At 60.2% G+C, this 24,806-nt stretch carries 21 protein-coding genes and 4 tRNA genes; 15 read left to right on the forward strand and 10 right to left on the reverse strand.

The genetic code is table 11. The features are described 5' to 3' along the window. Nucleotide 1 precedes the first annotated feature (1 nt). The 5 genes from PspS34_RS07870 to PspS34_RS07885 all read left to right on the forward strand — a co-directional run bounded on the left by PspS34_RS07870 (nt 2) and on the right by PspS34_RS07885 (nt 3,313). Entirely contained in the window at nt 2-733 is a 732-nt protein-coding gene (locus tag PspS34_RS07870; RefSeq protein ID WP_154860729.1) for an adenosylcobinamide-GDP ribazoletransferase, read from the forward strand. 173 nt (nt 734-906) lie between these two features. Next, on the forward strand, nt 907-1,311 hold the full coding sequence (locus tag PspS34_RS07875) for a MarR family transcriptional regulator (protein WP_154860820.1): 405 nt from the start codon (nt 907-909) through the stop codon (nt 1,309-1,311). Between the two features lie 52 nt (nt 1,312-1,363). Then, nucleotides 1,364-2,572 carry an MFS transporter gene (locus PspS34_RS07880; protein WP_159389539.1) on the forward strand — a complete coding sequence of 403 codons (1,209 nt, stop codon included), beginning with the start codon at nt 1,364-1,366 and terminating at the stop codon, nt 2,570-2,572. After that, nucleotides 2,569-2,691 carry a hypothetical protein gene (locus PspS34_RS28785; protein ID WP_008051054.1) on the forward strand — a complete coding sequence of 41 codons (123 nt, stop codon included), beginning with the start codon at nt 2,569-2,571 and terminating at the stop codon, nt 2,689-2,691. The genes PspS34_RS07880 and PspS34_RS28785 overlap by 4 nt, the downstream gene beginning before the upstream one ends. A 55-nt stretch (nt 2,692-2,746) precedes the next feature. Next, nucleotides 2,747-3,313 (forward strand): redoxin domain-containing protein, encoded by a 567-nt coding sequence (locus PspS34_RS07885; protein ID WP_090453930.1) that lies wholly within the window; start codon nt 2,747-2,749, stop codon nt 3,311-3,313. A 180-nt stretch (nt 3,314-3,493) separates the two neighbouring features. Here the strand turns inward: PspS34_RS07885 and PspS34_RS07890 are convergent, their stop codons facing one another. The 3 genes from PspS34_RS07890 to PspS34_RS07900 all read right to left on the reverse strand — a co-directional run bounded on the left by PspS34_RS07890 (nt 3,494) and on the right by PspS34_RS07900 (nt 5,906). Next, the gene (locus PspS34_RS07890) at nt 3,494-4,774 is read right to left on the reverse strand and encodes an outer membrane protein transport protein (RefSeq protein WP_057715795.1); all 1,281 of its coding nucleotides are present in this window, start codon (nt 4,772-4,774) and stop codon (nt 3,494-3,496) included. A 146-nt stretch (nt 4,775-4,920) separates the two neighbouring features. Continuing rightward, the gene (locus tag PspS34_RS07895; RefSeq protein ID WP_007984504.1) at nt 4,921-5,403 is read right to left on the reverse strand and encodes a hypothetical protein; all 483 of its coding nucleotides are present in this window, start codon (nt 5,401-5,403) and stop codon (nt 4,921-4,923) included. Between the two features lie 278 nt (nt 5,404-5,681). Next, nucleotides 5,682-5,906, reverse strand: a complete 225-nt coding sequence (locus tag PspS34_RS07900; RefSeq protein WP_008051046.1) for a hypothetical protein — start codon at nt 5,904-5,906, stop codon at nt 5,682-5,684. Between the two features lie 1,007 nt (nt 5,907-6,913). Between PspS34_RS07900 and PspS34_RS07905 the strand changes: the two genes are divergently transcribed. Both PspS34_RS07905 and rmuC read left to right on the forward strand, forming a co-directional pair. Continuing rightward, nucleotides 6,914-7,237 carry a hypothetical protein gene (locus PspS34_RS07905; RefSeq protein ID WP_090453933.1) on the forward strand — a complete coding sequence of 108 codons (324 nt, stop codon included), beginning with the start codon at nt 6,914-6,916 and terminating at the stop codon, nt 7,235-7,237. Nucleotides 7,238-7,412: 175 nt separating this feature from the next. Continuing rightward, nucleotides 7,413-8,777 carry a DNA recombination protein RmuC gene (gene rmuC, locus PspS34_RS07910; RefSeq protein WP_162252406.1) on the forward strand — a complete coding sequence of 455 codons (1,365 nt, stop codon included), beginning with the start codon at nt 7,413-7,415 and terminating at the stop codon, nt 8,775-8,777. A 171-nt stretch (nt 8,778-8,948) separates the two neighbouring features. On the opposite strand, the gene PspS34_RS07915 is transcribed toward rmuC, so the two are convergent. Both PspS34_RS07915 and PspS34_RS07920 read right to left on the reverse strand, forming a co-directional pair. Next, on the reverse strand, nt 8,949-12,419 hold the full coding sequence (locus tag PspS34_RS07915; RefSeq protein WP_154860727.1) for a PAS domain-containing hybrid sensor histidine kinase/response regulator: 3,471 nt from the start codon (nt 12,417-12,419) through the stop codon (nt 8,949-8,951). 220 nt (nt 12,420-12,639) lie between these two features. Then, nucleotides 12,640-13,176, reverse strand: coding sequence for a TetR/AcrR family transcriptional regulator (locus tag PspS34_RS07920; protein WP_154860726.1), 537 nt, complete (start codon nt 13,174-13,176; stop codon nt 12,640-12,642). A gap of 148 nt (nt 13,177-13,324) precedes the next feature. Here PspS34_RS07920 and PspS34_RS07925 point away from each other — a divergent pair, with 148 nt between their 5' ends. The 4 genes from PspS34_RS07925 to PspS34_RS07940 all read left to right on the forward strand — a co-directional run bounded on the left by PspS34_RS07925 (nt 13,325) and on the right by PspS34_RS07940 (nt 18,117). Continuing rightward, nucleotides 13,325-14,515, forward strand: coding sequence for an MFS transporter (locus PspS34_RS07925; protein WP_154860725.1), 1,191 nt, complete (start codon nt 13,325-13,327; stop codon nt 14,513-14,515). 48 nt (nt 14,516-14,563) lie between these two features. Beyond that, nucleotides 14,564-14,875, forward strand: a complete 312-nt coding sequence (locus PspS34_RS07930; RefSeq protein WP_154860724.1) for a cupin domain-containing protein — start codon at nt 14,564-14,566, stop codon at nt 14,873-14,875. A 105-nt stretch (nt 14,876-14,980) separates the two neighbouring features. Further along, nucleotides 14,981-16,132 (forward strand): TDT family transporter, encoded by a 1,152-nt coding sequence (locus PspS34_RS07935; protein WP_154860723.1) that lies wholly within the window; start codon nt 14,981-14,983, stop codon nt 16,130-16,132. Between the two features lie 110 nt (nt 16,133-16,242). Next, the gene (locus tag PspS34_RS07940; RefSeq protein WP_154860722.1) at nt 16,243-18,117 is read left to right on the forward strand and encodes an MFS transporter; all 1,875 of its coding nucleotides are present in this window, start codon (nt 16,243-16,245) and stop codon (nt 18,115-18,117) included. A 125-nt stretch (nt 18,118-18,242) separates the two neighbouring features. Here the strand turns inward: PspS34_RS07940 and sugE are convergent, their stop codons facing one another. The 3 genes from sugE to rdgC form a co-directional block, all read right to left on the reverse strand. Next, nucleotides 18,243-18,557: a quaternary ammonium compound efflux SMR transporter SugE gene (gene sugE, locus PspS34_RS07945; protein ID WP_007977599.1), complete on the reverse strand. Its 315-nt coding sequence runs from the start codon at nt 18,555-18,557 to the stop codon at nt 18,243-18,245. Between the two features lie 131 nt (nt 18,558-18,688). Continuing rightward, complete coding sequence (locus tag PspS34_RS07950; protein ID WP_150814129.1) at nt 18,689-19,654, reverse strand: bile acid:sodium symporter family protein; 966 nt, start codon at nt 19,652-19,654, stop codon at nt 18,689-18,691. A gap of 147 nt (nt 19,655-19,801) precedes the next feature. Next, the gene (gene rdgC, locus PspS34_RS07955) at nt 19,802-20,722 is read right to left on the reverse strand and encodes a recombination-associated protein RdgC (RefSeq protein WP_159389540.1); all 921 of its coding nucleotides are present in this window, start codon (nt 20,720-20,722) and stop codon (nt 19,802-19,804) included. Nucleotides 20,723-20,881: 159 nt separating this feature from the next. Here rdgC and PspS34_RS07960 point away from each other — a divergent pair. The 4 genes from PspS34_RS07960 to PspS34_RS07975 all read left to right on the forward strand — a co-directional run bounded on the left by PspS34_RS07960 (nt 20,882) and on the right by PspS34_RS07975 (nt 21,419). Further along, nucleotides 20,882-20,957: transfer RNA gene (locus PspS34_RS07960), tRNA-Val, on the forward strand. A 19-nt stretch (nt 20,958-20,976) separates the two neighbouring features. Continuing rightward, a tRNA-Asp gene (locus tag PspS34_RS07965) sits at nt 20,977-21,053 on the forward strand. Nucleotides 21,054-21,251: 198 nt separating this feature from the next. After that, nucleotides 21,252-21,327, forward strand: a tRNA-Val gene (locus PspS34_RS07970). Between the two features lie 15 nt (nt 21,328-21,342). Next, nucleotides 21,343-21,419 (forward strand) — tRNA-Asp (locus tag PspS34_RS07975). A gap of 190 nt (nt 21,420-21,609) precedes the next feature. Here the strand turns inward: PspS34_RS07975 and PspS34_RS07980 are convergent. After that, a complete protein-coding gene (locus tag PspS34_RS07980) occupies nt 21,610-22,746 on the reverse strand; it encodes a catalase family protein (protein WP_159389541.1) in 1,137 nt (378 codons plus the stop codon). A 28-nt stretch (nt 22,747-22,774) separates the two neighbouring features. Then, complete coding sequence (locus PspS34_RS07985) at nt 22,775-24,577, reverse strand: di-heme-cytochrome C peroxidase (RefSeq protein WP_154860719.1); 1,803 nt, start codon at nt 24,575-24,577, stop codon at nt 22,775-22,777. Nucleotides 24,578-24,806 lie beyond the last annotated feature (229 nt).

Below are 24,806 nucleotides of genomic sequence, written 5' to 3' on the forward strand. Positions count from 1 at the left end.
CATGCTGCCATTCTGGATCGCCCTGCAATTTCTCAGCAGTCTGCCGATTCGCCTGCCCGGAATGCCTGAGCCCCGGGAACTGGGGCGGTCGTTGCTGTTTTATCCGCTGGTGGGATTACTCTTTGGCGCGATTCTGTGGGCGGTTAACTGGCTGCTGCTGGGCACGCCGACGTTGCTGCACGCGGCGTTGTTGCTGAGCCTTTGGGTGCTGCTCAGCGGCGGCTTGCACCTCGATGGCCTGGCGGACAGCGCCGATGCCTGGCTCGGTGGTTTTGGCGACCGTGAGCGCACGCTGACCATCATGAAAGACCCGCGCAGCGGGCCGATCGCCGTGGTGACGCTGGTGCTGGTGTTGTTGCTTAAATTCACCGCACTGCTGGCGTTGATCGAGCAGCCGCATTCGCTGGCCTTGATCATCGTGCCGTTGATCGGTCGCAGCGCATTGCTCGGCTTGTTCCTGACTACGCCCTATGTGCGTGCCGGTGGCCTGGGCCAGGCATTGGCCGATCATCTTCCGCGTTCGCCGGGCAAGCAGGTGTTGGCGGTCAGCGCATTGGCTTGTGTGTTGATCGCCGGCGTCAGTGGAGCGCTGGCGGTGGTGTTGGCGGCGCTGGGGTTTGTCTGGCTGCGCCAGGTGATGTTGCGGCGCCTGGGGGGCACGACAGGGGACACGGCGGGCGCGATGCTGGAGTTGCTGGAAGTTGCAGTGCTGGTAGGCTTGGCGTTGGCCTGATCGGGTTGTGTTGAATGTTCCGGCTTCTTCGCGGGCAAGCCCGCTCCCACATTGGAATGCGATCAACTGTGGGAGCGAGCTTGCTCGCGATGGCGATCTACAGGACACCGCCCAATCACTGAACAAACCCCATGCCACTTGATTTAACCGACTCGCGGGTATATACACGCACCATGCTCGATTCCCAATGTTTATGCATCAACCTGCGTCGCGCCGCCCGTGGCGTCAGCAGGCACTACGACGGCGCTCTCGACGGCTTCGGGATCAACGTTGCGCAGTATTCTTTGCTGTGCAATCTGCAGCGTCTGGATCAGCCGAGCATCTCGACCCTGGCCGAGGCCATGGGCCTGGACCGCAGCACCCTGGGGCGCAATTTGCGGGTGCTGGAGGGTGATGGCCTGGTGACGCTGGTCGAGGGCGAGGACATGCGCAATCGCATCGTCCTGCTGACCGAGGCCGGGGCAGAGCGTCTCAAGGCGGCCTTGCCAGCCTGGGAAGCCGCACAGCAACGCATGATCGATCGCCTGGGCGCCGAGAAGCGTGAAACCTTATTGAAGCTGCTGGACGAACTGGCATGATGCCGGTTTTTTCGATCTTAAGCGGGTATATACCCGCTATTGGAGAACAACAATGACATCGATGTGGCGTACTTGCGGCTGGGTTCTGTTGGGGAGTGCGCTGATCCTTGCGTTGTCTCTGGGGGTTCGCCATGGCTTCGGGCTGTTTCTGGCGCCGATGAGCGCCGAGTTCGGTTGGGGCCGTGAAGTCTTTGCCTTCGCCATCGCCCTGCAAAACCTGATCTGGGGCCTCGCCCAGCCATTCACCGGTGCCCTGGCCGACCGCTTCGGCGCAGCGAAAGTGGTGCTGATCGGTGGCGTCCTGTACGCGGCCGGGCTGATTTGCATGGGGCTCTCCGACTCGGCGATGACCCTGTCCCTGAGCGCCGGCCTGCTGATCGGCATCGGACTGTCGGGTACGTCGTTCTCGGTGATCCTGGGGGTGGTCGGCCGCGCGGTGCCACCGGAAAAACGCAGCATGGGCATGGGGATCGCGAGTGCGGCCGGTTCGTTCGGCCAGTTCGCGATGTTGCCCGGCACGCTCGGTTTGATCGGATGGCTTGGCTGGTCCGCGGCGCTGCTGGCGCTGGGCTTGCTGGTGGCGTTGATCGTGCCGCTGGTTGGCATGCTCAAGGACAAGCCGCTGCCCGTCCTGGGCCACGAACAGACCCTTGGCGAAGCGCTGCGCGAAGCCTGCTCCCATTCCGGCTTCTGGTTGCTGGCGTTCGGCTTTTTCGTGTGCGGATTCCAGGTGGTGTTCATCGGTGTGCACCTGCCGGCCTATCTGGTGGATCAACACCTTCCGGCGACGGTCGGCACCACGGTGCTGGCACTGATCGGCCTGTTCAACATCTTCGGCACCTATACCGCGGGATGGCTCGGCGGGCGCATGTCCAAGCCGCGTTTACTCACCGGGTTGTACTTGCTGCGGGCGGTGGTCATTGCGTTGTTCCTGTGGGCACCGGTGACCACCACCACGGCTTATCTGTTCGGCATGGCCATGGGTTTTTTGTGGCTGTCGACGGTGCCATTGACCAACGGTACGGTGGCGACCTTGTTTGGTGTGCAAAACCTGTCCATGCTCGGCGGGATTGTTTTCCTGTTTCACCAACTCGGTTCGTTCCTGGGCGGCTGGTTGGGTGGCGTGGTGTATGACCGAACCGGGAGTTATGACTTGATCTGGCAAGTGGCGATTCTCTTGAGCCTGTTGGCCGCTGCCCTCAACTGGCCGGTGCGTGAGCGGCCGGTAGAGCGTCTGCAATCACAAATGAGTGCGATATGAACAACCTTTGGCCACGGATCGCTGTAGCCGCCGTCTGCGCCTTATTGCTGGCGTTGTCGTGGTGGGGCTGGCATCAGGGCGGGCTGGCGCTGATGCAGTTGGGCATGGGTGCTTGCTAGCGAGCGGCGAGGGCGAGTAACGTCGCTTTTGACGAATTATCAAGGGTGCACCGACATGCTGATGCGCTGGATTGCAGTTCCCGCGTTGCTGGTGGCGTTTACCGGGCTGGCCTACGCGGCCGAGTGCCCGGAGCTGTTGCAAGGATCACTGCAAAAGCTGCGCGCCAAGGAATCCATCGATTTGTGCCAGCGCTTCGCCGGTAAACCGTTGGTGGTGGTCAATACCGCAAGCTTCTGTGGCTTTGCTCCGCAGTTCAAAGGCCTTGAGGCGCTGAACCAGCGCTTCAAGGATCAAGGGCTGGAGGTAATTGGCGTTCCGTCCAATGACTTCAAGCAGGAGTCGAAGGATGGCGCCGAGACTGCCAAGGTCTGCTACGTCAACTATGGTGTGACCTTCACCATGACCGAGCCGCAAAGGGTTCGCGGCGACGATGCGACGCACTTGTTCAAGGTCCTCGCCAGTCAAAGCAGCGCGCCGAAGTGGAATTTCTACAAGTATGTGGTGGACCGCCAAGGCAAGGTGGTCGCCAATTTCTCCAGCCTGACCAAGCCGGACGATCCCGAGTTCATTGCGGCGGTGGAAAAGGCCCTGGCTTCGCCACCACTTGTTTCGACCCCCTGACCTGTAGGAGCGAGCTTGCTCGCGAAAACCTCAAGGCGTCTCGTAAATCCTGAAAGTACGCGTCATCGTTCGCGTTCATCGCCAGCAGGCTCGTTCCTACAAATGAAAAGCCCCGCCTCCGTGAGGAGAGCGGGGCTTTTTTGATTCCGATGGCGAGCGGTTCAGGCTCGCCGGGAATCATCAGAAGCGGTAGGTCGCACCGAGACCGAAGCCGTTCGCGTAGTTGTCATACTTGGCGTTGTAGGTCTGGCCATGGTCGTCGCCGTTGACCTTCACCGACTCCTCGCGCAGGTACGAGTACGCCAGGTCGATGGTCAGGTCGTCGGTTGGGCTCCAGCCGGCGCCCACGCTGAAAATCGTGCGATCGCCAGTCGGGATGCGTGGGGAACGGTCGACGTTGTTGGTCGGTGCCTGGTCAACGGACAGGCCGGTACGCAGTACCCATTGCTTGTTCAACTGGTAGGACGCGCCGATGGCGTGAGCCCAGGTATCGTGCCAGTTCTGTTCTTCGGTGATGGTGCCGAACTGGCCGTTCAGAACCGCCGGAACACCTGTGTTTTCAACGGTGATTTCTTTCAGGCGGCTCCAGCGGGTCCAGGTGCTGCCTGCGTAAAGAGTCCACTTGTCGTCGAGCTGGTGAGTGACCGAAAAGTCCACCGATTCAGGCGTGGTCACATCCAGCGAAGCGTCGTATTTCTGGCTCGGGTTCTGGCCGACCAGACCCAGCAGGTTGTAGTTGACCTTGGTGTCACCCTCGAGCTTGTACTTCACTTTCGAGTGGTAGGTCAGGCCGACACGGGTGCTGTCGGTGGCTTGGACCAGCACGCCGATGTTGTAGCCCAGGGCGGTGTCGTCACCCTTGATCTTGACATGACCATCGGGCAAATTCGTTAAGGTCGGCAAGGCCGTTATGTTCGATTCCAGGCTGCCGTCGATGCGGTTGATGGTCGGGCCGAAACCGATGGAAACCTTGTCGTTGAAGGCGTAGCTGACAGTCGGTTGCACGGTGACGATCTTGACTTCGCTCTTGCTGCCGAAGTAACGACCCTCAAAGCCGTTTTCGTAGTCGGTTACCAGGCCGAACGGGGCGTATATGCCAATACCGAAGGCCCAATGGTCGTCGATTGGCTTGACGTAGTAACCCATGGGCACGGCGATGAACGGAACCATGTCGCCGTCATTGCTGCCACGATTGTTCGGGGAGGAGCTTGCGTGGCTGATGTCAGTGTGTGCGTCGATCATCGCAACACCGCCGGTGACTTGTTCGCGCTTGATGCGCGACATGCCGGCAGGGTTGCCAAAAATGGTGGATGCGTCGTCGGCAGAGGAAGATCGCCCGGCAAAACCTGACCCCATCCCGCTGATGCTTTGTTCGTTGAGGGCAAAGCCACTTGCAAAGATCTGGGTGGATGCCATGGCAACGGCGAGACTAATGGTGGTTTTGAGCATTACTTTTTTCATTATTAGAACTCCTGGTGATCACCGGGGCGAAAATTACCAACATTTTCGTCCCGGCGCCATAGGCTGTATGCCTTGATTTAGAGCGGTTTTGTAGGACAATCCGACCAAAATCGCGGCGTGTTGAGCGATCTTTGGATCCAGGTGTGTCAGCAGGCTACCTGATTCAACGGTGAAACACAGGTTTGCCAGGCGCAGGTGAAATCACGCAGACGTCCCTGGGGCTGAAATGTCTGGCGCCAGATTCTGGCCATACCCAGCAAATCATCAGGGGCGGGGAGGGGGGTGTTCTGTTCTTCCACCAGCAGCCAGGCGATGGCAGTGGCGTAACGCAGGTTGACGGTCAACTCGAGGTGCGGGCCACTCAGGAACGCATGCTGACTGGCCAGGCCGCGGACCAGGCTCGCACGCTCCGGATCAAGGGCCAGGTAATGGTCCCAAAGGGCCTGGTGACGGGGCTCGGCGATACGGTAGAGGCCGTGCCCACGGCGGTCATGCAGGGCGGAACCAAGGGCGGACTGGCTGGCGGCAATGCCCAACAGCAGGGATTCGGCCGTAGCGCTATGGCGTCCGAGGTAGATCAAGGTCGGACGAATCACATAACGGCACAGTTCGCTGGCAGCGATACCCATAAAACCCTCGAAACCTGAAATGGACGGCGATACCTGAAGGGGGGGGCTTGGCAGCAGTGAATCGACTCAGGCTCGCCGCAAGCGGGTCAAGCCGCTTGAGTTGAAGTGTAGTGTCATATTCGCGCTGTAAAGGCCTGTTTTTAAAATATTTCCAGCGATCAGTTATAACCGTTATATCGGATCGTGCTTAGTCGTGATTCGAGGAAAGGGAAATATCGGGCAATAAAAAGCCCCGCTTTTCGGGCAGGGCTTTTGGGTTTTTCAGCCTTTCTGGCGTTTCAGGCAACCAGTGCCTGACGGGTACGCTCGATCACGGCCTGCAGCGGCTCGGCGCTGGAGTATTGATCGGGGTACAGGCGTTCGCTGTGACGAGCGATGCCGTGTTCGTTGACCAGGGTGAAGCTGAAGCAGCCTTTGCGAGCGGCCATGATCAGGCAGTTCATTGGTGCAAAAGCGTTGGTTAGGGTGCGAATGGCATCCTGAGTCTGGATTTGAGTAGACATTATTGGGTGTTCCTACAAATGACACGGATAAGAACCGTGCAACGTTAAAACGTTCCAGTAACGTCGATCACCATTGATCGAACGAAGAACCCGACTGGAACAAAGCAGCCAGTTTGAAGCGCTGATAAGTTGGCGCGCTTGGGCTGGCAGGTAGGTACTTAGGAGGGCAGGCAACACATCGAGGGCAAAGGTTCTGGGCCCGGGGTGAAGATCCTGATCAATTTGCAGGTTGGTTCGAGCAGAGTAGGCAGGCGGAGCAACATCCTTTGCTTTCGATTCAAAGGTTGTGTTGGCGCAAGATTTACCTGGAAACCATCGAGGTGGTCGATCCCGCTTGTTCGGTGGAGGCTTCCGTCGGGAAGGCTGACCGGGGGGATTTGTTCGACCAGAATTGACTTTCAGCTTGGTACTAACGCCGCGGATACTAACGGATTGAACTGGCCAATGGAAGTGTGGTAGCGAAAAAAGTTTCCTGGCCGGTGCCTGATCGGGCTGTTTTGTCTTGTGGTGGCGCGCAAAAAGCTGCAAAGCCTGGGATTCATGCGCCCTGTTTCGGGACAAAATCCGACCATCGGTCATCGACGTCTGTAGCAGCGCAGCCGTCTGGACACCGGGTTTGCCAGGGCTTATCCCCAGGCATGACAAAAAAATGCGCCGAAAAAGTGCATGGATATAACCATCGTAAAGGCACTTGTGCACATTAGTTGCGTGGTCTGTCACCCCGCTGTCATCTCACGTTCAAGCGTAATGGCTGCCTGTAACCAAAATTTAAGTCAATGAAAAACATCGCTTTTTTTTACTGGTGAAAAAATCGTCAGTTTGACTGCGAGCCCCATTCCACAGGGCTTTGAGCGAGTTCAAGGGCGGTTGTCCACTGAGTTATCCACAGCTTCTGTGGATTGTCCCGAGCGCTTGCTCTAGGACGGGCGTGCCGGGATATTTTCAGCTTTACCTGTAAGAAAAAGAGAGTAAAGTTGCGCGCCTTCTGATCTGCCCCACAGTGCTTTATGAAGTTTCGCTCAGCCCCTGTTTCCTCTTCCTCCACACCGCCCCCTGTTGCCCCTACCAAGCGCTTTTCCATGCGCGTGGCGGAGTGGCTGTTGGACAGTCCGCATCTGGGCGAAAACCGTAACGTCAAACACATCGCCGGACGTTTGCTCAAGCAACCGGCCCGTGAAGGCGTGGTGGCTGCGCAAAGTCGCCTTGGCCAGTTGATGTGCCGCGAATGCGGGAATGCCCGGGACCGCCGGATCGGTCAGGACCTGCTGCGTCAGGCCGCTCGGGCAGGCGATCACCGCGCTCAACAGGAACTGGGGCTGATCGAAGACTGAGCTGTCCAAGACCGGACGCCTTGGTTAACCTTCAAGCTTTATCCGAATGGCAGGAGTGGCTATGGCAATGGACTTGACCAGCGTATTGCTGGGGCTGGCAGCGGCTGCGTTGCCGTTGCTGGTATTGGCCTGGCAACTTCAGCGTCGGGCCAGCACCACGCAAGCCGATGTCGCGCTGCTGCAAGAACGCCTGGCCATGGCGCAACTGGCGCAGGACGGATTGAATGCACAACTCGAATCCAGCCGCGATGAAGCGGCTGATCTGACCCAGGCCAACGCCGCCAAACAGGCCGATCTGGCTGCGCTGCGTCGTGAAGTCGAATTGCTGCAGATCGAGCGCGACGACGCTCGGGACGCCGCCCATGCGTGGAATATCGAACGCGCCGGCAAAGAAGCCGAATTGCGCCGTCTGGATGCCCAGGCCGCGTCGCTCAATGCCGAATTGCGCGAGCAACAGGACAGCCATCAGCAACGCCTCAACGACCTGCAAGGTTCGCGAGACGAGTTGCGCGCGCAGTTTGCCGAGCTGGCGGGGAAAATTTTCGATGAGCGCGAGCAGCGTTTTGCCGAAACCAGCCAGCAGCGCCTGGGGCAGTTGCTCGATCCACTCAAGGAACGCATCCAGTCCTTCGAAAAACGTGTCGAGGAAAGCTATCAGAACGAGGCCCGTGAGCGTTTCTCCCTGGCCAAGGAGCTGGAGCGCTTGCAACAGCTGAATTTGCGCTTGAGCGATGAAGCCACCAACCTGACCCGCGCCTTGAAAGGGCAGAAGACCCAGGGCAATTGGGGCGAGCTGATTCTTGAGCGCGTGCTCGAGCATGCGGGGCTGGAGAAGGGCCGCGAGTACCAGACTCAGGTTAATCTCAAGGGGCCGGACGGCGAGCGCTTCCAGCCGGACGTGATCATTTATCTGCCGGGCGACAAGCAGGTGGTGGTCGACTCCAAGGTCAGCCTGACGGCCTATCAGCAATACGTCGCGGCTGAAGACGAGGCCATCGGCCAGATCGCCATCAAGCAGCACGTCCTGTCGTTGCGCAATCACGTCAAAGGCCTGGCCGGCAAGGATTACAAGCGCCTCGATGGCTTGCACAGCCTGGATTTCGTGTTGCTCTTCGTGCCGATCGAGGCGGCGTTTTCTGCCGCGTTGCAGGCTGAGCCGACGCTGTTTCAGGAGGCATTCGACCGCAATATCGTGATCGTCAGCCCCACCACGTTGCTGGCGACCCTGCGCGTCATCGACAGCCTTTGGAAGCAGGAGCGCCAGAGCCAGAATGCCCGGGAAATCGCCGAGCGGGCCGGGTGGCTGTACGACAAGTTCGTGCTGTTCATCCAGGATCTGGACGAGGTCGGCAATCGCTTGCAGCAACTGGACAAGGCCTACAGTTCGGCACGCAACAAGCTGACAGAGGGGCGCGGCAACCTGGTCAGTCGCAGTGAACAACTCAAGCTGCTGGGCGCGCGGGCAAGCAAGAGTCTGCCGGCGGACTTGCTGGAGCGGGCGATGACCGATGTGGATGGATTGGTCGAGTTACCGGAGTAGCCCCGGACGAGCGTGGACCTTGTGGCGAGGGGGCTTGCCCCCGTTCGGCTGCGCAGCAGTCGTCAGTCCGGCAACGCGTTTTATCTGAAGAGGCTCATTGAATGGTTTGGGGCTGCTACGCAGCCCAACGGGGGCGAGCCCCCTCGCCACAGGAGGCTGTGTTGAACCTCGTTACAACGGTATGTACCTGCTCAACAACGCCCGCAACGCCGCCGGTTTCACCGGTTTGGCCAAGTAATCCAGCCCCGCGGCATGCACCAGGTCGACCGTCTCCGGCCGGCCATCGGCGCTGATCACCACGCCAGGGACCGGCTCGCCCATTTGCGTGCGCAACCAGGCCATCAAATCGGTTCCGGTCTCGCCATGATCGAGGTGGTAGTCCACCAGCGCCAATTGCGGGCGCATGCCTTCGCCCAGCAACGCGGCGCATTCCTCGCGATTGCGCGCGGTCCAGACCTGGCAACCCCAGCGGCTGAGCAGGCTGTTCATGCCGATCAGGATGCTGTCTTCATTATCGATACACAGCACCTGCGCGCCATTGAGCAATTTGCCATTGAGCTCGGCGACCTTGACCGGCGCTGCGGTTTGCGCCCGGGCCAGCGGCACACTGACGCTGAACACGCTACCGCGTCCCGGCCAGGAGCGTACGCGCAAGGTATGACCGAGCACGCGACATAGCCCGTCGGCAATCGCCAGCCCCAGGCCGAGGCCTTTTTCGGCCCGTGTCTGGTGGCTGTCGAGGCGCTTGAACTCCTCGAAAATCACCTGCAGTTTATCTTCCGGAATACCTGGCCCGCGGTCCCAGACTTCCAGGCACAGTTGATCCTTGTGCCGGCGAACCCCCAGTAGTACCGGCCCTTTGCCGTAGCGGAAAGCGTTGGTCAGGAAGTTCTGCAAAATCCGTCGCAGCAACTTGATATCGCTGTCGACCCGTAACGTGCTTGCGCGAACCCGGAACTCCAGTTTTTGCTCTCGCGCCAGCACCTTGAACTCTGTACCGAGGGTATCGAACAGATCGTTGAGGGCGAATGGCTGGCGATTCGGGTTGATCTTGCCGTTTTCCAGGCGGGAAATGTCCAGCAAGTCGCTGATCAAGTCCTCGGCCGAGCGCAGCGAGCTGTCCAGGTGTTCGACCAGTTTCTGCGCTTCGCCGGACAAACCATCTTCCTGATGGGAGAGGGCGGCGGAGAACAGCCGCGCCGCGTTCAACGGTTGCATCAAGTCATGGCTGACGGCCGCGAGGAAACGGGTCTTGGACTGGTTGGCCGCCTCGGCGGTGCCTTTGGCTTCGGTCAGGGCAACGTTGAGCTGCGACAATTCGTGGGTCCGTTCGGTGACCCGTTGCTCCAGGCCTTCGTTGGCTTCGGTCAGCGCCTGTTCGGCTTCGCGGAACGCGGTGATGTCGGTGAAACTCATGACGAAGCCGCCGCCGGGCATCGGGTTGCCGATCAGTTCGATCACCCGGCCATTGGGGAACATCCGTTCGGAAGTATGCGCGCGGCCCTGACGCATCCAGTGCAGGCGGCGGGCAACATGCACTTCGGCTTCGCCGGGGCCGCACAATCCGCGTTCGGCGTTGTAGCGAATGATGTCGGCAATGGGGCGGCCGATACTGATCAAGCCGTCCGGGTAATTGAACAGTTCAAGATAGCGACGGTTCCAGGCCACCAGTTTCAGCGACTGGTCGACCACGCTGATGCCCTGGGTGATGTTCTCGATGGCGCCTTGCAGCAAGGCGCGGTTGAATTGCAGCACCTCCGAGGCTTCATCGGCGATGCGCACGACGTCCTCCAGTTGCATCTCCCGACCTTCAATGGCGGCTTTTACCACCGCGCGGGTCGAAGAGGCACCCAGCACACCGGCCAGCAAGCGTTCGGTGTGGGCGATCCATTCACTGTCGGCGTTCTGGTTCGGGTTGAAGCCCTTGCCCTGGCGATAGGCAAAACGGATGAAGCTTTGACGGGCGCGTTCTTCGCCGACGAAGCGCGCCGCCAGTTGCAGCAGGTCATTGATCTGCACTGCCAGCATCGAGCGTGCGCTGGGGCGGGCGCTGATTTCCTGGCCGATGAAGCGGCCTGCCTGCCAGTGCTCGGAAACCCGGGTGCGGGACAGCACCGAGACCCAGGCGAACAATGTGAAGTTGCCTGCCAGAGACAGCACCACGCCCTGGGTCAGCGGGGTGATCGGCAGGTTCAGTGGATTGCTGTGCAACCAGGCCAGCCCCGGGAACGTGTTCAAGGACAGGCCGAGGCTGAGGGCGGCAATCGGCAGGATCAAGGTGTAGAACCACAGGAAGGTGCCTGCGGCGAGGCCAGCGAAAACGCCGCGGCGGTTGGCCTGTTTCCAGTACAGGGCACCGAGCATGGCGGGGGCCAGCTGGGTCACGGCAGCGAAGGCGATCTGGCCGATTGTCGCCAGGCTGGCGGTCGAGCCCAGCAGGCGATAACTGACATAGGCCAGCAGCAGAATCACCACGATGCTGACGCGGCGCACCGACAACATCCACTGGCGGAACACTTCGAACGGGCGCTCGGCGTTGTTGCGACGCAGCAGCCAAGGCAGCAGCATGTCGTTGGACACCATGGTCGACAGCGCCACGCTGGCCACGATCACCATGCCGGTGGCGGCCGATGCACCACCGATAAACGCCAGCAGGGCCAACGCCGGATGCGCCTGGGCCAGGGGCAGGCTGATGACGAACGAGTCCGGCAACACCGAGCTGGGCAGCATCATCTGGCCGGCCAGGGCGATCGGCACGACAAACAAGGCGGCGAGGGCGAGGTAGGCCGGGAATACCCACTTGGCCAGGCGCAGATCCTGGGGATCGATGTTCTCGACAACGGTCACGTGGAACTGCCGTGGCAGGCAAATGATTGCCATCATCGCCACGCCGGTCTGCACCACCATCGACGGCCAGTTGATGGTTTCTTTCCAGTACTGTTCAAGGCGCGGCGCAAGCATGGCCTGGTCGAACAGGTCGTCGAAACCGTCGTACAGGCCGTAGGTCACGAAGGCGCCGACGGCGAGAAACGCGAACAGCTTCACCAATGATTCGAAGGCGATGGCCAGCACCATGCCGCGGTGGTGCTCCGTGGCGTCGAGGTTGCGGGTACCGAAGACGATGGTGAACAGCGCCAGCACCAGCGACACAATCAGAGCGGTGTCCTGGGCGCGGGTGCCCATGGCGTCGGCACCGGCGCCGATCAGCAGGTTCACGCCGAGCACGATGCCTTTGAGCTGCAGCGCAATGTAGGGCAACACACCGACCAGGCAAATCAGCGCCACCACCACCGCCAGTGACTGGGATTTGCCATAGCGTGCGGCGATGAAGTCGGCGATCGAGGTGATGTTCTCCTGTTTGCTGATCATCACCATTTTTTGCAGGACCCACGGCGCGCCGACCAGCAACAGGATCGGCCCGAGGTAGATCGGCAGGAACGACCAGAGCTGTTCGGCGGCCTGGCCCACGGCGCCGAAAAAGGTCCAGCTGGTGCAGTAGACCGCCAGCGACAGGCTATACACCCACGCTCGCACACGCGGCGGCAAGGGCGCGCTGCGACGGTCGCCATAGAAGGCGATGGCGAACAGGATGGCCATATAGGCCAGGGCGACGACGGCAATCAGCCCGGTGGACAGCGACATGGGGACTCCAGACAAAAGACATCCGGACCTCCCGCCCGGACAGACAGTCTCGCACGACCGCCAGCGTTAGTCAGTGTCGACCAAGGTCGTGGCGTGGCGGGGTGTCGCAGGGGGATTTGCAGTGTCTGGACGGGCCCCATCGCGAGCAAGCTCGCTCCCACATTTGCCCTGTGTTCGCCCCCCCCCCCCTGTGGGAACGAGCTTGCTCGCGATAGGGGACTTACTGGCTGAACGCGATCTCGATCAATCGATGCAACTCTTCGACCTCCAGCGGCGCCTCGGAAAACAGGATGCGAAACACCGTCGGCGCGGCGATCAGATTGATCAACCGATCGACACTGGGCCTGGGCTCATCCGGATAGCGATCCAGAATCGTCTGCAATTGCCCGCCAATGATGGTCGCGCAATAACTCGGTTTCAACGCCGCCTGCACGTCGCACAGCATGTTGCGGCCGGGTTCGGAGCTCATCTCGTCCAGGTACTGCTCCGCCCACGCCCGCACGTCGCCGTGAAGGCTGCCGGTGTTGGCCGGTTCGTTGTCGGGCTGCATGCGGGCGAGGGCGACGTCTGCCAGTAGCGCCGACACATCGCCCCAGCGTCGATAGATGGTGGACGGCGTGACGCCCGCGCGCGCTGCAATTTGCGGCACCGTCACGCTGGCGCGGTCCTGCTCCTCAAGGAGTTGACGCACGGCCGAATGAATCGACTCTTGCACCCGGGCGCTGCGGCCGCCGGGGCGTAATGTGGGAACTGTCATTCTGTGTTTCCTGTATTGCACCGGGTCTTGCGGCTGGCACCCGGTCCTGAAAGCCATGCATCGGACCTTAACACAAAGAATTTGCTTTAAGAGGGATCCAGTAGCACACTCCGCAAAAGCAAAAAATTAGCTTTTGCGGAGTGTGTCGATGCCCGGTTCTCATTCAAATCGTGCCAGCCTGTGGTTTTTGGCCGTTACCTTGCTCAGTTTCCTGGCGGCCTCCACTGCGCCGACGCCGCTGTATCACCTGTATCAGGAGCAGATGCAGTTTTCGGCAGCGACCTTGACCCTGATTTTCGGCGTGTACGCCCTCAGCCTGTTGGCGGCGTTGCTGACGGTCGGCTCGCTGTCGGATTACCTGGGGCGCAAACCGGTGATCTTTACGGCGGTGATGCTGAACATCCTGGCGATGTTGCTGTTTATCCATGCCGACAGCGTCGCCTGGCTGATCAGTGCCCGGGTGCTGCAGGGGTTCGCCACCGGCATGGCAACCGCGGTTCTGAGTGCAACGCTGCTCGACACCGACCGCGAGCAGGGGCCGCTGGTCAACAGCGTCGCGCCTTTACTCGGGATGGCTCTGGGGGCGCTGGGTTGTGGTGTGTTGGCCGAGTTTGCCCCCGCGCCGCTGCATTTGACCTTCTGGCTGCTGCTGGCCCTGTTCGCGATGCAGGCCGTGTATGTCTGGCGATTGCGGGAAAGCGTCTCGCGCCAGTCTGGTGTGTGGGCCTCATTGCGACCGACCCTGCATGTGCCGGCTCAGGCACGTTCCACTTTGTGGCGGGTGTTGCCGCTCAACACGGCGGTCTGGGCGCTCGGCGGTTTTTACGCGTCGCTGGCACCTTCGCTGGTGCGCACGGCGACTGGCTCGACCTCGAATCTGATTGGCGGGGCGACCGTCGCTGCCTTGACGGTGACCGGCGCCCTGATGATTTACACCCTGCGCAATCAGGCTGTGACCAAGGCGCTGCAACTGGGCGCCTGTTCGCTGCCGGCGGGAGTCGCCCTGATTCTACTGGGCGTGCACAGCGCCAGTTTGCCGCTGTTTTTCCTCGGCACGCTGGTCGCCGGTTGCGGTTTCGGTGCCGGTTTCCTCGGGGCGGTGCGCAGTCTGGTGCCGCAGGCCTTGCCCCATGAGCGCGCCGGGTTGATGTCGGCATATTATGCGCTAAGTTATCTGGCGTTCTGCCTCCCGGCGCTACTGGCCGGGAACCTGGAGCGGACTTTTGGTCTGGTGGCAACGACCGATGGTTATGGTGCGATGCTGATTGTGCTGGCTCTCAGCGCAATGGCGAGTCTACTGCGATCACGTTCGGCCAGGGTCTGCGAGGCCAACCGGTAGAATTGAGTTAGCCTTGGCACCCACTCAATTCACTCGAAGGATCGGACCATGAAGATCATCCGCAGCAAGTCGTTCACTGGCGAGCGTGCCTGGGCCGCGCTGGACATCGCCAGCATGAACGGCATCACCACGCGGCTGCACTGGACCGATCAACCCTACAAGTGGCACGTCAACGATGGCGAGGAAGTGTTCGTGGTGCTCGATGGTCGGGTCAGGATGCGTTATCGCGAAGAGGGGGTGGAGCAGGAAGCTTTGCTGGAAGTCGGTGACATTTTTCATGCCTCGGTTGGCACTGAGCATGTGGCGCATCCGGTAGGACCGGCTCGGATATTGGTGATCGAATCGGAAGGGAGTGTCTGACGCTGTATAAGTGATATCGATAAGATATAGAGATATTACCCGTTATATAGATATTCTATTCGGATCTAACATGGGCTCTACCTCACGAGAGGACAGGAGTTCGCCATGACATGCGCCAATAGCATCAAGCCCGGAATCAAACCTTTCAGTCATTTGCAGCATCCCCGCGAGGTGATCCGCCAGTTCACCCCCAACTGGTTCGCGGCCACCATGGGCACCGGGGTGCTGGCGTTGGCACTGGCGCAGTTGCCGGTCGCCACACCTGCCTTACACGCCTTTGCCGAAGCCCTCTGGCTGTTCAATATCGCTCTGTTCCTGCTGTTTACGGCGGTATACACGGCGCGTTGGGTGCTGTTTTTCGACGAGGCACGGCGGATTTTCGGCCATTCCACGGTTTCGATGTTTTTCGGCACCATCCCCATGGGGCTGGCGACCATCATCAACGGCTTCCTGGTGTTTGGCCTGCCGCGCTGGGGCGACGGTGTGATTCACCTCGCCGAGGTGCTGTGGTGGCTGGATGTGGCGATGTCGCTGGCCTGTGGCGTGCTGATTCCCTACATGATGTTCACCCGTCAGGAGCACAGCATTGACCAGATGACAGCGGTCTGGTTGTTGCCGGTGGTCGCGGCAGAAGTGGCGGCCGCCAGCGGGGGCCTGTTGGCGCCGCATTTGGCCGACGCTCATTCGCAACTGGTGGTGCTGGTGACCAGCTATGTGCTCTGGGCGTTTTCCCTGCCGGTGGCCTTCAGCATCCTGACCATTCTGTTGCTGCGCATGGCCCTGCATAAACTGCCCCACGAAAACATGGCCGCCTCGAGCTGGCTGGCCCTTGGCCCGATCGGCACCGGTGCGCTGGGCATGCTGGTACTGGGCGGTGATGCACCGCTGATTTTCGCGGCCAACGGCATGCCGGGAATCGGTGAAATTGCCGCTGGACTGGGTCTGGTGGCCGGCATCACCCTGTGGGGCTTCGGCCTGTGGTGGATGCTGATGGCGTTGCTGATCACTGTGCGCTACCTGCGTGCCGGCATTCCCTTCAATCTTGGCTGGTGGGGCTTCACTTTCCCGCTGGGCGTCTATTCTCTAGCGACGTTGAAACTGGCCAGTATCTTGAGCCTGATGTTCTTCAGTGTGTTCGGCTGCGTGCTGGTGGCGTTGCTGGCGGTGATGTGGCTGATCGTCGGCAAGCGCACGGTGCTGGGCGCCTGGCGTGGCGAGCTGTTTGTCTCGCCGTGCATTGCCGGATTGAAGAAATAACCGGCAAAGATTAGGTAAGGTGTGGCCTGGATCGACGTTCGATACTCCAATTACTGTATCCAGGCCATTCTTTACCCGATCTCCAGCCACAATCCAGGGACACATGGAAGATGAGTCACCCCTCACAGTTCACCTTGCTGCGTACCCGGCGCTTCCTGCCGTTCTTCATCACCCAGTCCCTCGGGGCGTTCAACGACAACGTGTTCAAGCAGTCGTTGATCCTGGCCATTCTGTACAAACTGACCATCGAAGGTGACCGCTCTGTCTGGGTCAATCTGTGTGCGCTGCTGTTTATCCTGCCGTTTTTCCTGTTTTCGGCCCTGGCCGGGCAATTCGGGGAAAAGTTCGCCAAGGACGCGTTGATCCGCCTGATCAAGCTTGGGGAAATCGCCATCATGGCGGTCGGCGCCGTCGGCTTCATGTTCGATCACCTGTCGTTGATGCTGCTGGCGCTGTTCGCCATGGGCACCCATTCGGCGCTGTTCGGGCCGGTGAAGTACTCGATCCTGCCGCAAGCCCTGCGGGAAGATGAACTGGTAGGCGGCAACGGCCTGGTGGAAATGGGCACCTTCCTGGCGATCCTGGCCGGTACCATTGGCGCCGGGGTCATGATGTCTTCGGCGCATTACGCGCCGGTGGTGTCCGCGGCGATCATCGGCATTGCGGTGCTCGGCTACCTGGCCAGCCGCAGCATTCCCCGGGCGGCAGCGGCCACGCCGCAAATGCGCCTGAACTGGAACATTTTCAGCCAGTCCTGGGCCACGTTGAAGCTGGGCCTGGGGCAAACACCGGCGGTGTCACGCTCGATTGTCGGCAACTCGTGGTTCTGGTTTGTCGGGGCGATTTACCTGACGCAGATCCCGGCCTATGCCAAGGAATGGATGCACGGCGATGAAACCGTTGTGACGCTGATTCTGACGGTGTTCTCGGTCGGCATCGCATTGGGTTCGATGCTGTGCGAGAAACTCTCCGGGCGCAAAGTCGAGATTGGTCTGGTGCCGTTCGGATCGTTCGGCCTGACCGTTTTCGGCCTGCTGCTGTGGTGGCATTCCGGCTCAATACCGGAAAGCGCCGCCGGCCATGGCTGGATCGAGATCCTCGGTTTTGGCCACGCCTGGCTGGTGTTGCTCGACATCCTCGGCCTGGGTGTCTTCGGCGGTTTCTATATCGTGCCGCTTTACGCGCTGATCCAGTCGCGTACCGCCGAGAACGAGCGGGCGCGGGTGATTGCCGCCAACAACATCCTCAATGCGTTGTTCATGGTGGTGTCGGCGATTGTCTCGATCGTCTTGCTGAGTGTGGCCAAGCTGTCGATCCCGCAGCTGTTCCTGGTGGTGTCGTTGCTGAACATCGGCGTCAACGCCTACATCTTCAAGATCGTCCCCGAGTTCACCATGCGTTTCATGATCTGGCTGCTCAGCCATTCCATGTACCGCGTGGAACATCGCAATCTGGATTTGATTCCCGATGAAGGCGCGGCGTTGCTGGTGTGCAATCACGTGTCATTCGTCGACGCCTTGCTGATTGGCGGCGCAGTACGTCGGCCGATTCGCTTTGTCATGTACTACAAGATCTACAACCTGCCGGTGCTGAACTTCATCTTCCGTACCGCGGGGACGATTCCGATTGCCGGGCGCCAGGAAGACATCCAGATATATGAACAAGCCTTCACGCGCATTGCCCGGTATCTGAAGGACGGTGAGCTGGTGTGCATTTTCCCCGAGGGTAAATTGACCGCTGATGGCGAGATCAACGAGTTCAAGGGCGGCTTGACGCGGATTCTCGAAGAGACCCCGGTGCCGGTGATTCCGTTGGCTTTGCAGGGGTTGTGGGGGAGTTTCTTCAGCCGCGATCCGGGTAAAGGGCTGTTTCGCCGGTTGTGGTCGCGGGTGACATTGGTGGCAGGGCCGGCGGTGGCGGTTGAGGTGGCGGAGCCGGTCAAGTTGCAGGCATTGGTGGGGGGGTTGCGTGGGGCCGTAAGATAATCGGTGATTCTACCGGCCTCTTCGCGAGCAAGCCCGCTCCCACATTTGATCTCAGTCGTACACAAACTTTGTGTTCACTGAAGATCCCATGTGGGAGCGGGCTTGCTCGCGAAGGCAATAGTGGCCTAGGCGCTGACCTTCAGGCCAACGAGCCCGGAAATGATCAACGCCACACTCGCCAACCGCACCAGCGCCATGGACTCGCCAAACAGAATGATCCCGGCGATCACCGTGCCCACGGCGCCGACACCGGTCCAGATCGCATAGGCCGTACCCAGCGGCAATTCCTTCATTGCAAGGCCGAGCAAGCCAAGGCTGATAGCCATGGCCGCAACGGTCAGCACAGTGGGGAGCGGGCGGGTGAAGCCGTCGGTGTACTTGAGGCCAACGGCCCAGCCCACTTCGAACAGGCCGGCGAAAAACAGAATGATCCAGGACATGAAGACCTCCATCGTCTGACGGGGTCGTCCCCTGATTAATGACTCGATCGAGCCGCGAGGTCGTCCTCGCGTTGCGCAATATAGTGCCCAGCATTAACCCGGGGATCAAGTTTTTAGATCAAGATCGCGAATCAGTTACTGGCCTGTTGCGCCGCCATTTCCCGATCCTGTTTCTCGCTCATGCGGCGGAAATACGTCGAAAGCAATGCCCCGGAAATGTTGTGCCACACGCTGAACAAGGCGCTCGGCACCGCCGCCAGTGGCGAGAAGTGTGCACTCGCCAACGCGGCACCCAATCCGGAGTTCTGCATGCCGACTTCCAGGGCCAGGGACTTGCGCTGGGCCAGAGGCAGCTTGAACAGGCGCCCGGTGAAGTAGCCCAGCAGGTAGCCGAAGCTGTTGTGCAGCATGACCACGGCCATGATCAACAGACCGGACTCTGCGATCTTCGCCTGGCTGGCGGCGACGACTGCGGTGACGATGATCACGATGCTGACCACCGACACCAGCGGCAACACGTCCACGGCATGGCGAACCTTGTCGCCGAGCACCCGTTGGGCAACCACGCCCAGCACGATCGGTAACAGCACCACTTGCAGGATCGACCAGAACAACTCCATGAACGACACCGGCAACCAGGCCGAGGCCAGCAGCCAGATCAGGGCTGGGGTCAGCAGCGGGGCGAGAAGGGTGGTGACGGCGGCGATGGCCACCGACAGCGCCAGGTCGCCACGGGCCAGCCAGGTCATCACGTTCGACGAGGTACCGCTTGGGCAGCAGCCGACCAGAATCACGCCGACGGCGATTTCCGGCGGCAAGTGGAACACCTGGCAGAGCAACCACGCCACGCCCGGCATGATCACGAAATGGGCAACCACGCCCAGGGCCACGCGCCAAGGATGGCGAGCGACTTCGGCGAAGTCTTCGAGTTTGAGGGTCAGGCCCATGCCGAACATCACCAGCCCCAGCAAGGGCACGATGGCGCCTTTGAGGCCGATGAACCATGCCGGCTGCAGAAACGCCACGACAGCGAAAATCAGTACCCAGTAAGCGAAGGTGTTGCCGACAAAACGACTTAATGCAGCCAGTGCGCGCATGGCCTGATCCTTTTTATTAAGTAGCACCACAAAACCAAATGTGGGAGCGGGCTTGCTCGCGAAAGCGGAGTGTCAGTCGACATAGATACTGACTGACACTCCGCTTTCGCGAGCAAGCCCGCTCCCACAGTTTGAGATCACAAGCTTTTAGATCCCCTGCGGAGTCTCTTCGCCACCCAGCGCTTCAATCAACGCCGGCAGGAAATCGCCGAAGGTCAGCATCATCAGGGTGAAGCTGGCGTCCAGTTGGCCCAGGGCTTCGTCGCCGCCGTCCTGTTCCGCCTGGTCTTGCAGCAGGTCCTCGAACTTCAGGCGCTTGACCACCATTTTGTCGTCGAGGACGAAGGACAGTTTGTCCTGCCAGGCCAAGGACAGTTGAGTGACCACTTTGCCGGTGCTCAGGTGCAGCTGGATTTCTTCGCTGGTCAGGTCCTGGCGCTTGCAACGCACGATGCCGCCGTCTTCGTGGGTGTCGCGCAGTTCGCACTCGTCCAGCACAAAGAAGTCGTCCGCGGCTTTCTGGGTGGTGACCCACTCGGTCATGGTCGCGGTCGGGGACATCTTCACGGTCAGCGGGCGCACCGGCAGGGTGCCGATCACTTCACGCAGGGTCGACAGCAAGTCTTCGGCGCGTTTCGGGCTGGCCGAGTTGACCAGGATCAGGCCCTGTTTCGGCGCGATGGCGGCGAAGGTCGACGAGCGGCGGATAAAGGCGCGGGGCAGGAAGGCCTGGATGATTTCATCCTTGATCTGATCGCGCTCCTTCTTATAGACCTTGCGCATTTGCTCGACTTCGATCTCTTCGACCTTTTCCTTGACGGCGTCACGCACGACGCTGCCCGGCAACATACGTTCTTCCTTGCGTGCGGACACCAGCAGGAAGTCACCGCTGACGTGTACCAGTGGCGCATCTTCGCCTTTGCCGAATGGCGCGACGAAACCGTAGGTGGTCAACTCCTGGCTTGCACAAGGGCGCGCCAGTTTGGTGGCCAGTGCAGTTTCCAACGCCTCGGCATCAACAGGCAGATCTTGGGTCAGGCGATAGATAAGCAGGTTTTTGAACCACATGGGGTGAGTCTCTCCTTTATACAAAGGGGGGCATTATTGTCTTCGCCGTGCCATAGGCCAACCTTTCTCTAAGCCTTTGGAAGGGCTGAGAAAATTATTTTAAAAAGTGCTTGCCAGAGGTTGGGTCGCTCCGTAGAATGCGCGCCACACCGAAGCGAAGGGTGATTAGCTCAGCTGGGAGAGCGTCTGCCTTACAAGCAGAATGTCGGCGGTTCGATCCCGTCATCACCCACCATTCGTTTTCAGTGTTACGCGCAGCGGTAGTTCAGTCGGTTAGAATACCGGCCTGTCACGCCGGGGGTCGCGGGTTCGAGTCCCGTCCGCTGCGCCATATTCGGTAACCTGGAACACTGAACGCCAGGTCACCACGGAAAAACCCGCTAACGCGGGTTTTTTTCTGTTCCAAGTTTGTATGTTGTTCCTGCAGGTTGCATCGTTTCACCGGTTTTTAGATTTTTTTGAAAAAACTTCAAATAAATCAACACTTTATAAAAACCTGTGGCATAATGTGCCCCGCAACGAAGGTAAAGGGTGATTAGCTCAGCTGGGAGAGCGTCTGCCTTACAAGCAGAATGTCGGCGGTTCGATCCCGTCATCACCCACCACTTTCAACGCTACGCGCAGCGGTAGTTCAGTCGGTTAGAATACCGGCCTGTCACGCCGGGGGTCGCGGGTTCGAGTCCCGTCCGCTGCGCCATATTCGGTAACCTGGAACACTGAACTCCAGGTCACCACAGAAAGCCCGCCTTGTGCGGGCTTTTTGCTGTCCGGGATTTGGCTTTCCTCGCTCCCCGTAGGAGCGAGCTGGCTCGCGATGGTCGTTAACGATAACGCGTAGATTCAGATAGCCTGCGGCGCCCATGGGTTTTTCGCGAGCAAGCTCGCTCCTACAGTTCGGCGTTACGGCTGTGCCGGTAGTCGCTGACGGCTTCATACACGGCCTTGCGCAGGCGATTGATCCCGCCAATCGGTCGGTGCGCCTCGACGCCGAACCAGGGATTGAACGACTGGTTGTCACATTGCAGGTTCAGCGCCGGTGTATCGAAGTCCTGCGCCGGAACCTTGATCCGCGCCACCGTCTCGAAGGGCGCATCGCTCTCGCGCCACTCAATGCTGGTGTCTTCAATCGGCATGTACCTGTTGGCGTCCTGTCGCTGGATTTGCAAGGCGAAACACGCAGGCACCCGGTCGGTCGACAGCTGTTGGCTCAGCGCATTGCGCAGAAAGTTCGGCAGCTTGCGATTCTGTTCCGGCAGGTTGTAGGCCGGGCAGCTATCGGGATCGGGCATGACCCGGAACTTCGCATTGGCTTCACCGAATTTGTAGGGTGAAACCGAAAAGTACGTCGTCTGGGTCGGGCTCGACGGGGCAGGGGCCAGTGTCGCCAGGGCAATGAACAGGTGGCGAACCTGCCAGGTGCGTGGGTCCCGGCCGGGGAAGAAGGCCATCATCTTTTTACCGTTGGCCTGGGCGGCGACGTTCTGACGGTATTCGGCGACATTACTGACAAAGAAGTTCGGGTGGTTGAACATCACAAAGTCCTGTTCGCCTCGGCCCTGCCGGTCGCTCAACAGTTGCTTGCCCGGCACATCGAACAGTTTGATCGCCATGCCCCGGGCGTCGCGGATGCTGTCGAACTGCGGGTAGGCATTGCCGTTGGACAGGCGCATTGTCGCTTGCCAGGTTTTGCCCGGCTCGCTGAACACACCCTGGCGCAGTTCACCTGGCAGTTCCGGCAGCACCTGAACCTCGGCCTTCACACAGCCATGGGCCTTGGCATGGGCGTCGCGCAGGTAGCGGGTGCTTTCACGGTGCTGATCGACGATGCGCACGGCGGTCTGGATGATGTCCTGGGTCATCGCCGCTTCGTCGTCCGCAATCAACTCCTGCGCCGAGACCGGCCCGCGATGCTGCCAGGCAAACCAGGCGCTGGCCAGGGCCCAGCCCAGCACGCCGAGGACCAGTGACCACAGCAACAGCCTGGCGAGGAAGGCGCCCAGGCGCAGCCAGAGCGTTATCAGCATGGGAACGTTCTCCTGACTGAGGCAGTGGTCATGGCAATTGCGCCTCCAGCGGGCCGCCCAGCACTTTCAGATACTCCAGCAATGCCCAGCGTTCTTGCGGCTGCAACCCGCGGCCGATCACGCCATTGCCGAGTTTGCCGGCACGGAATTCATGGCCGCCGTTGTGGTTGCCGGTGATACGCGTGTCGAACAGGAAGCCATTGGCAAAGGCTTCGGTGCGGTAACCCAGGTGTCCCGGGTCGTATTCGAAAGTGCCTTTATAGAACGTGGTCGCACGCTCATCCTGAGGCGACAGCAGTTGATAAATACTCGGTACCGAACCGTTGTGCAGAAATGGCGGTGTCGCCCATACACCCGCCAATGGCCTGGCCTTGTACGAACGCAATTCGCGCACTCCGATTGGCAGACCGAAACCGTCCATTTCAGGGCGCTCGACTGGGGTGACATTGGCGTCTTGATACGCACGGTCCTGGACATAGGCGGTGACATAGGCCAGTCCCTTGGCCACGGACATCTTGCTCAGGTCCAGAGGCTCGTCGGGTTTTGGCTCGACATCGAGTTTTTCCAGTTCGGCCTGCTTCCATTGCAGCGCTGTCAGGTCGAAGCGGTGGTCGGCGATGTTGTTGGCCGCGCCGGGGTCAGTGCCGATGTAATCCACTGGGAGCATTTTCAGGTGCTGGACGTATCGTCCGTCGCCCTGGCTGGTGCGCGGTACATGGCAACCCGCGCAGTTTTCTGCGAACAAGGTGCGCCCCTGGGCTGCCAGAGGCTTGTCGACCGCGCCCAACAGATCTTCCGGCCAGGCCGGAGGCGAGAGTCGTTGCAGAGTTTCTTCGATCAGGTGCAGATCGCGCACGCGGACACTGGACGGATAGCGGGCATCGCCCATCAGAGGCTGGCCGTTCTTGTCGAAGAAGTTCAGCGTGGCGCCGACGCCCAACGCCTCGCCGATGTTGCGGGCCATGGGTTGTTTCGCCGAGCCGTTCCACTGCACCCATTCGAACGTCCACATGTCCCACAGCTGTGGATAATCGACCGGGGCATTGGCCACGCGGTAGTTGTCGGGGGAAATCGCATCACCGAAGCTGGCGTTGGCGATGCGCCCGAAGGCGTCTGTGCGCCCCGGGCCTTCCTCGGTCGGATAGAGCCCGCGATGGGTGTCGTTCCAGGCCACTTTGAGGAATGTATCCAGTGAAGATTTGAAATCTTTGCGCAACTGTTGGTGGCGCGTCTCGTAGTCCTGGCCAAGCACGTTGCGTGCGAAGCGCTCGAATTTCCACGGGTTGTAGTAAGTGGAGGCGAGGCTGGCCACCAGGGCCTGTCCGAAACTGCCGCCTTTGAGCGTAGGAACACTGGACGGCAGCACATGCTGCGCCGAGCCGCCGTCGATACGCAGGACTTGCCCCTTGTAGCGCAGTTCACCGGTGTGGCAGGCCGCGCAGGTGATATCCAGAAACACATCCGGGCTCCCCGCGTTCTGGTGCCGGGTAAAGCCTGCCGGGAGGTTGCCGGGGTTGTTCGGTGTTGGTGCCTGGCCGGGGTCCACCAGGAAACCGAAGCGGGCGAGGTATTCGGGGGTGGCGAAGCGTTGTTGCGAGAAGGGCAGTTCGAGGGCAGTGAACCAGTCATAGCGCAAGCCTTTGACCTGAGTGCCCTGGGGCGTGAAGTAATAAGTATCTCGATCGGCGGCGCTCCATTGCTCCAGGTAATGCACCTGTTGTGCGGGCGACCAGGCCGGTAATTTCGGGTTGGCGACGTAATAGAGAACCACGGCGATGACCAGCCCGAGCAGTAGTGCGATGAGAATCAGCAAACGAAAGAAGAGGCGCAAAATAAACTTCCTTGTCGAGTGATCATGCCGTTATGCCCGAGCACTCAGGGTGGGGCAAGAGGCCATTACGCCAGATATTGTAGGTTCAGGAATCAGCCTGCGTCGGAACAAGATGAAAGAAGCTTCATCGACACGAATTGTGAAATGCGTTTAAACACCTGAACTTATCAATTGTTTCCGGCTCTCATGCCGGTAGCCATTGGTCGTGGCGGCCTGATAAGCTCGCGGC

Source organism: Pseudomonas sp. S34 (assembly GCF_009866745.1).
Lineage (GTDB): Bacteria > Pseudomonadota > Gammaproteobacteria > Pseudomonadales > Pseudomonadaceae > Aquipseudomonas > Aquipseudomonas jessenii.

Excerpts from the sequence above, each read along its gene's own strand:
- PspS34_RS07870 (WP_154860729.1), top strand. The coding sequence starts at position 2 with ATGCTGCCATTCTGGATCGCCCTGCAATTTCTCAGCAGTCTGCCGATT.
- PspS34_RS07875 (WP_154860820.1), top strand. The coding sequence starts at position 907 with ATGCTCGATTCCCAATGTTTATGCATCAACCTGCGTCGCGCCGCCCGT.
- PspS34_RS07880 (WP_159389539.1), top strand. The coding sequence starts at position 1,364 with ATGACATCGATGTGGCGTACTTGCGGCTGGGTTCTGTTGGGGAGTGCG.
- PspS34_RS28785 (WP_008051054.1), top strand. The coding sequence starts at position 2,569 with ATGAACAACCTTTGGCCACGGATCGCTGTAGCCGCCGTCTGCGCCTTA.
- PspS34_RS07885 (WP_090453930.1), top strand. The coding sequence starts at position 2,747 with ATGCTGATGCGCTGGATTGCAGTTCCCGCGTTGCTGGTGGCGTTTACC.
- PspS34_RS07890 (WP_057715795.1), bottom strand. The coding sequence starts at position 4,774 with ATGAAAAAAGTAATGCTCAAAACCACCATTAGTCTCGCCGTTGCCATG.
- PspS34_RS07895 (WP_007984504.1), bottom strand. The coding sequence starts at position 5,403 with ATGGGTATCGCTGCCAGCGAACTGTGCCGTTATGTGATTCGTCCGACC.
- PspS34_RS07900 (WP_008051046.1), bottom strand. The coding sequence starts at position 5,906 with ATGTCTACTCAAATCCAGACTCAGGATGCCATTCGCACCCTAACCAAC.
- PspS34_RS07905 (WP_090453933.1), top strand. The coding sequence starts at position 6,914 with ATGAAGTTTCGCTCAGCCCCTGTTTCCTCTTCCTCCACACCGCCCCCT.
- PspS34_RS07915 (WP_154860727.1), bottom strand. The coding sequence starts at position 12,419 with ATGTCGCTGTCCACCGGGCTGATTGCCGTCGTCGCCCTGGCCTATATG.
- PspS34_RS07920 (WP_154860726.1), bottom strand. The coding sequence starts at position 13,176 with ATGACAGTTCCCACATTACGCCCCGGCGGCCGCAGCGCCCGGGTGCAA.
- PspS34_RS07925 (WP_154860725.1), top strand. The coding sequence starts at position 13,325 with ATGCCCGGTTCTCATTCAAATCGTGCCAGCCTGTGGTTTTTGGCCGTT.
- PspS34_RS07930 (WP_154860724.1), top strand. The coding sequence starts at position 14,564 with ATGAAGATCATCCGCAGCAAGTCGTTCACTGGCGAGCGTGCCTGGGCC.
- PspS34_RS07935 (WP_154860723.1), top strand. The coding sequence starts at position 14,981 with ATGACATGCGCCAATAGCATCAAGCCCGGAATCAAACCTTTCAGTCAT.
- PspS34_RS07940 (WP_154860722.1), top strand. The coding sequence starts at position 16,243 with ATGAGTCACCCCTCACAGTTCACCTTGCTGCGTACCCGGCGCTTCCTG.
- sugE (WP_007977599.1), bottom strand. The coding sequence starts at position 18,557 with ATGTCCTGGATCATTCTGTTTTTCGCCGGCCTGTTCGAAGTGGGCTGG.
- PspS34_RS07950 (WP_150814129.1), bottom strand. The coding sequence starts at position 19,654 with ATGCGCGCACTGGCTGCATTAAGTCGTTTTGTCGGCAACACCTTCGCT.
- rdgC (WP_159389540.1), bottom strand. The coding sequence starts at position 20,722 with ATGTGGTTCAAAAACCTGCTTATCTATCGCCTGACCCAAGATCTGCCT.
- PspS34_RS07980 (WP_159389541.1), bottom strand. The coding sequence starts at position 22,746 with ATGCTGATAACGCTCTGGCTGCGCCTGGGCGCCTTCCTCGCCAGGCTG.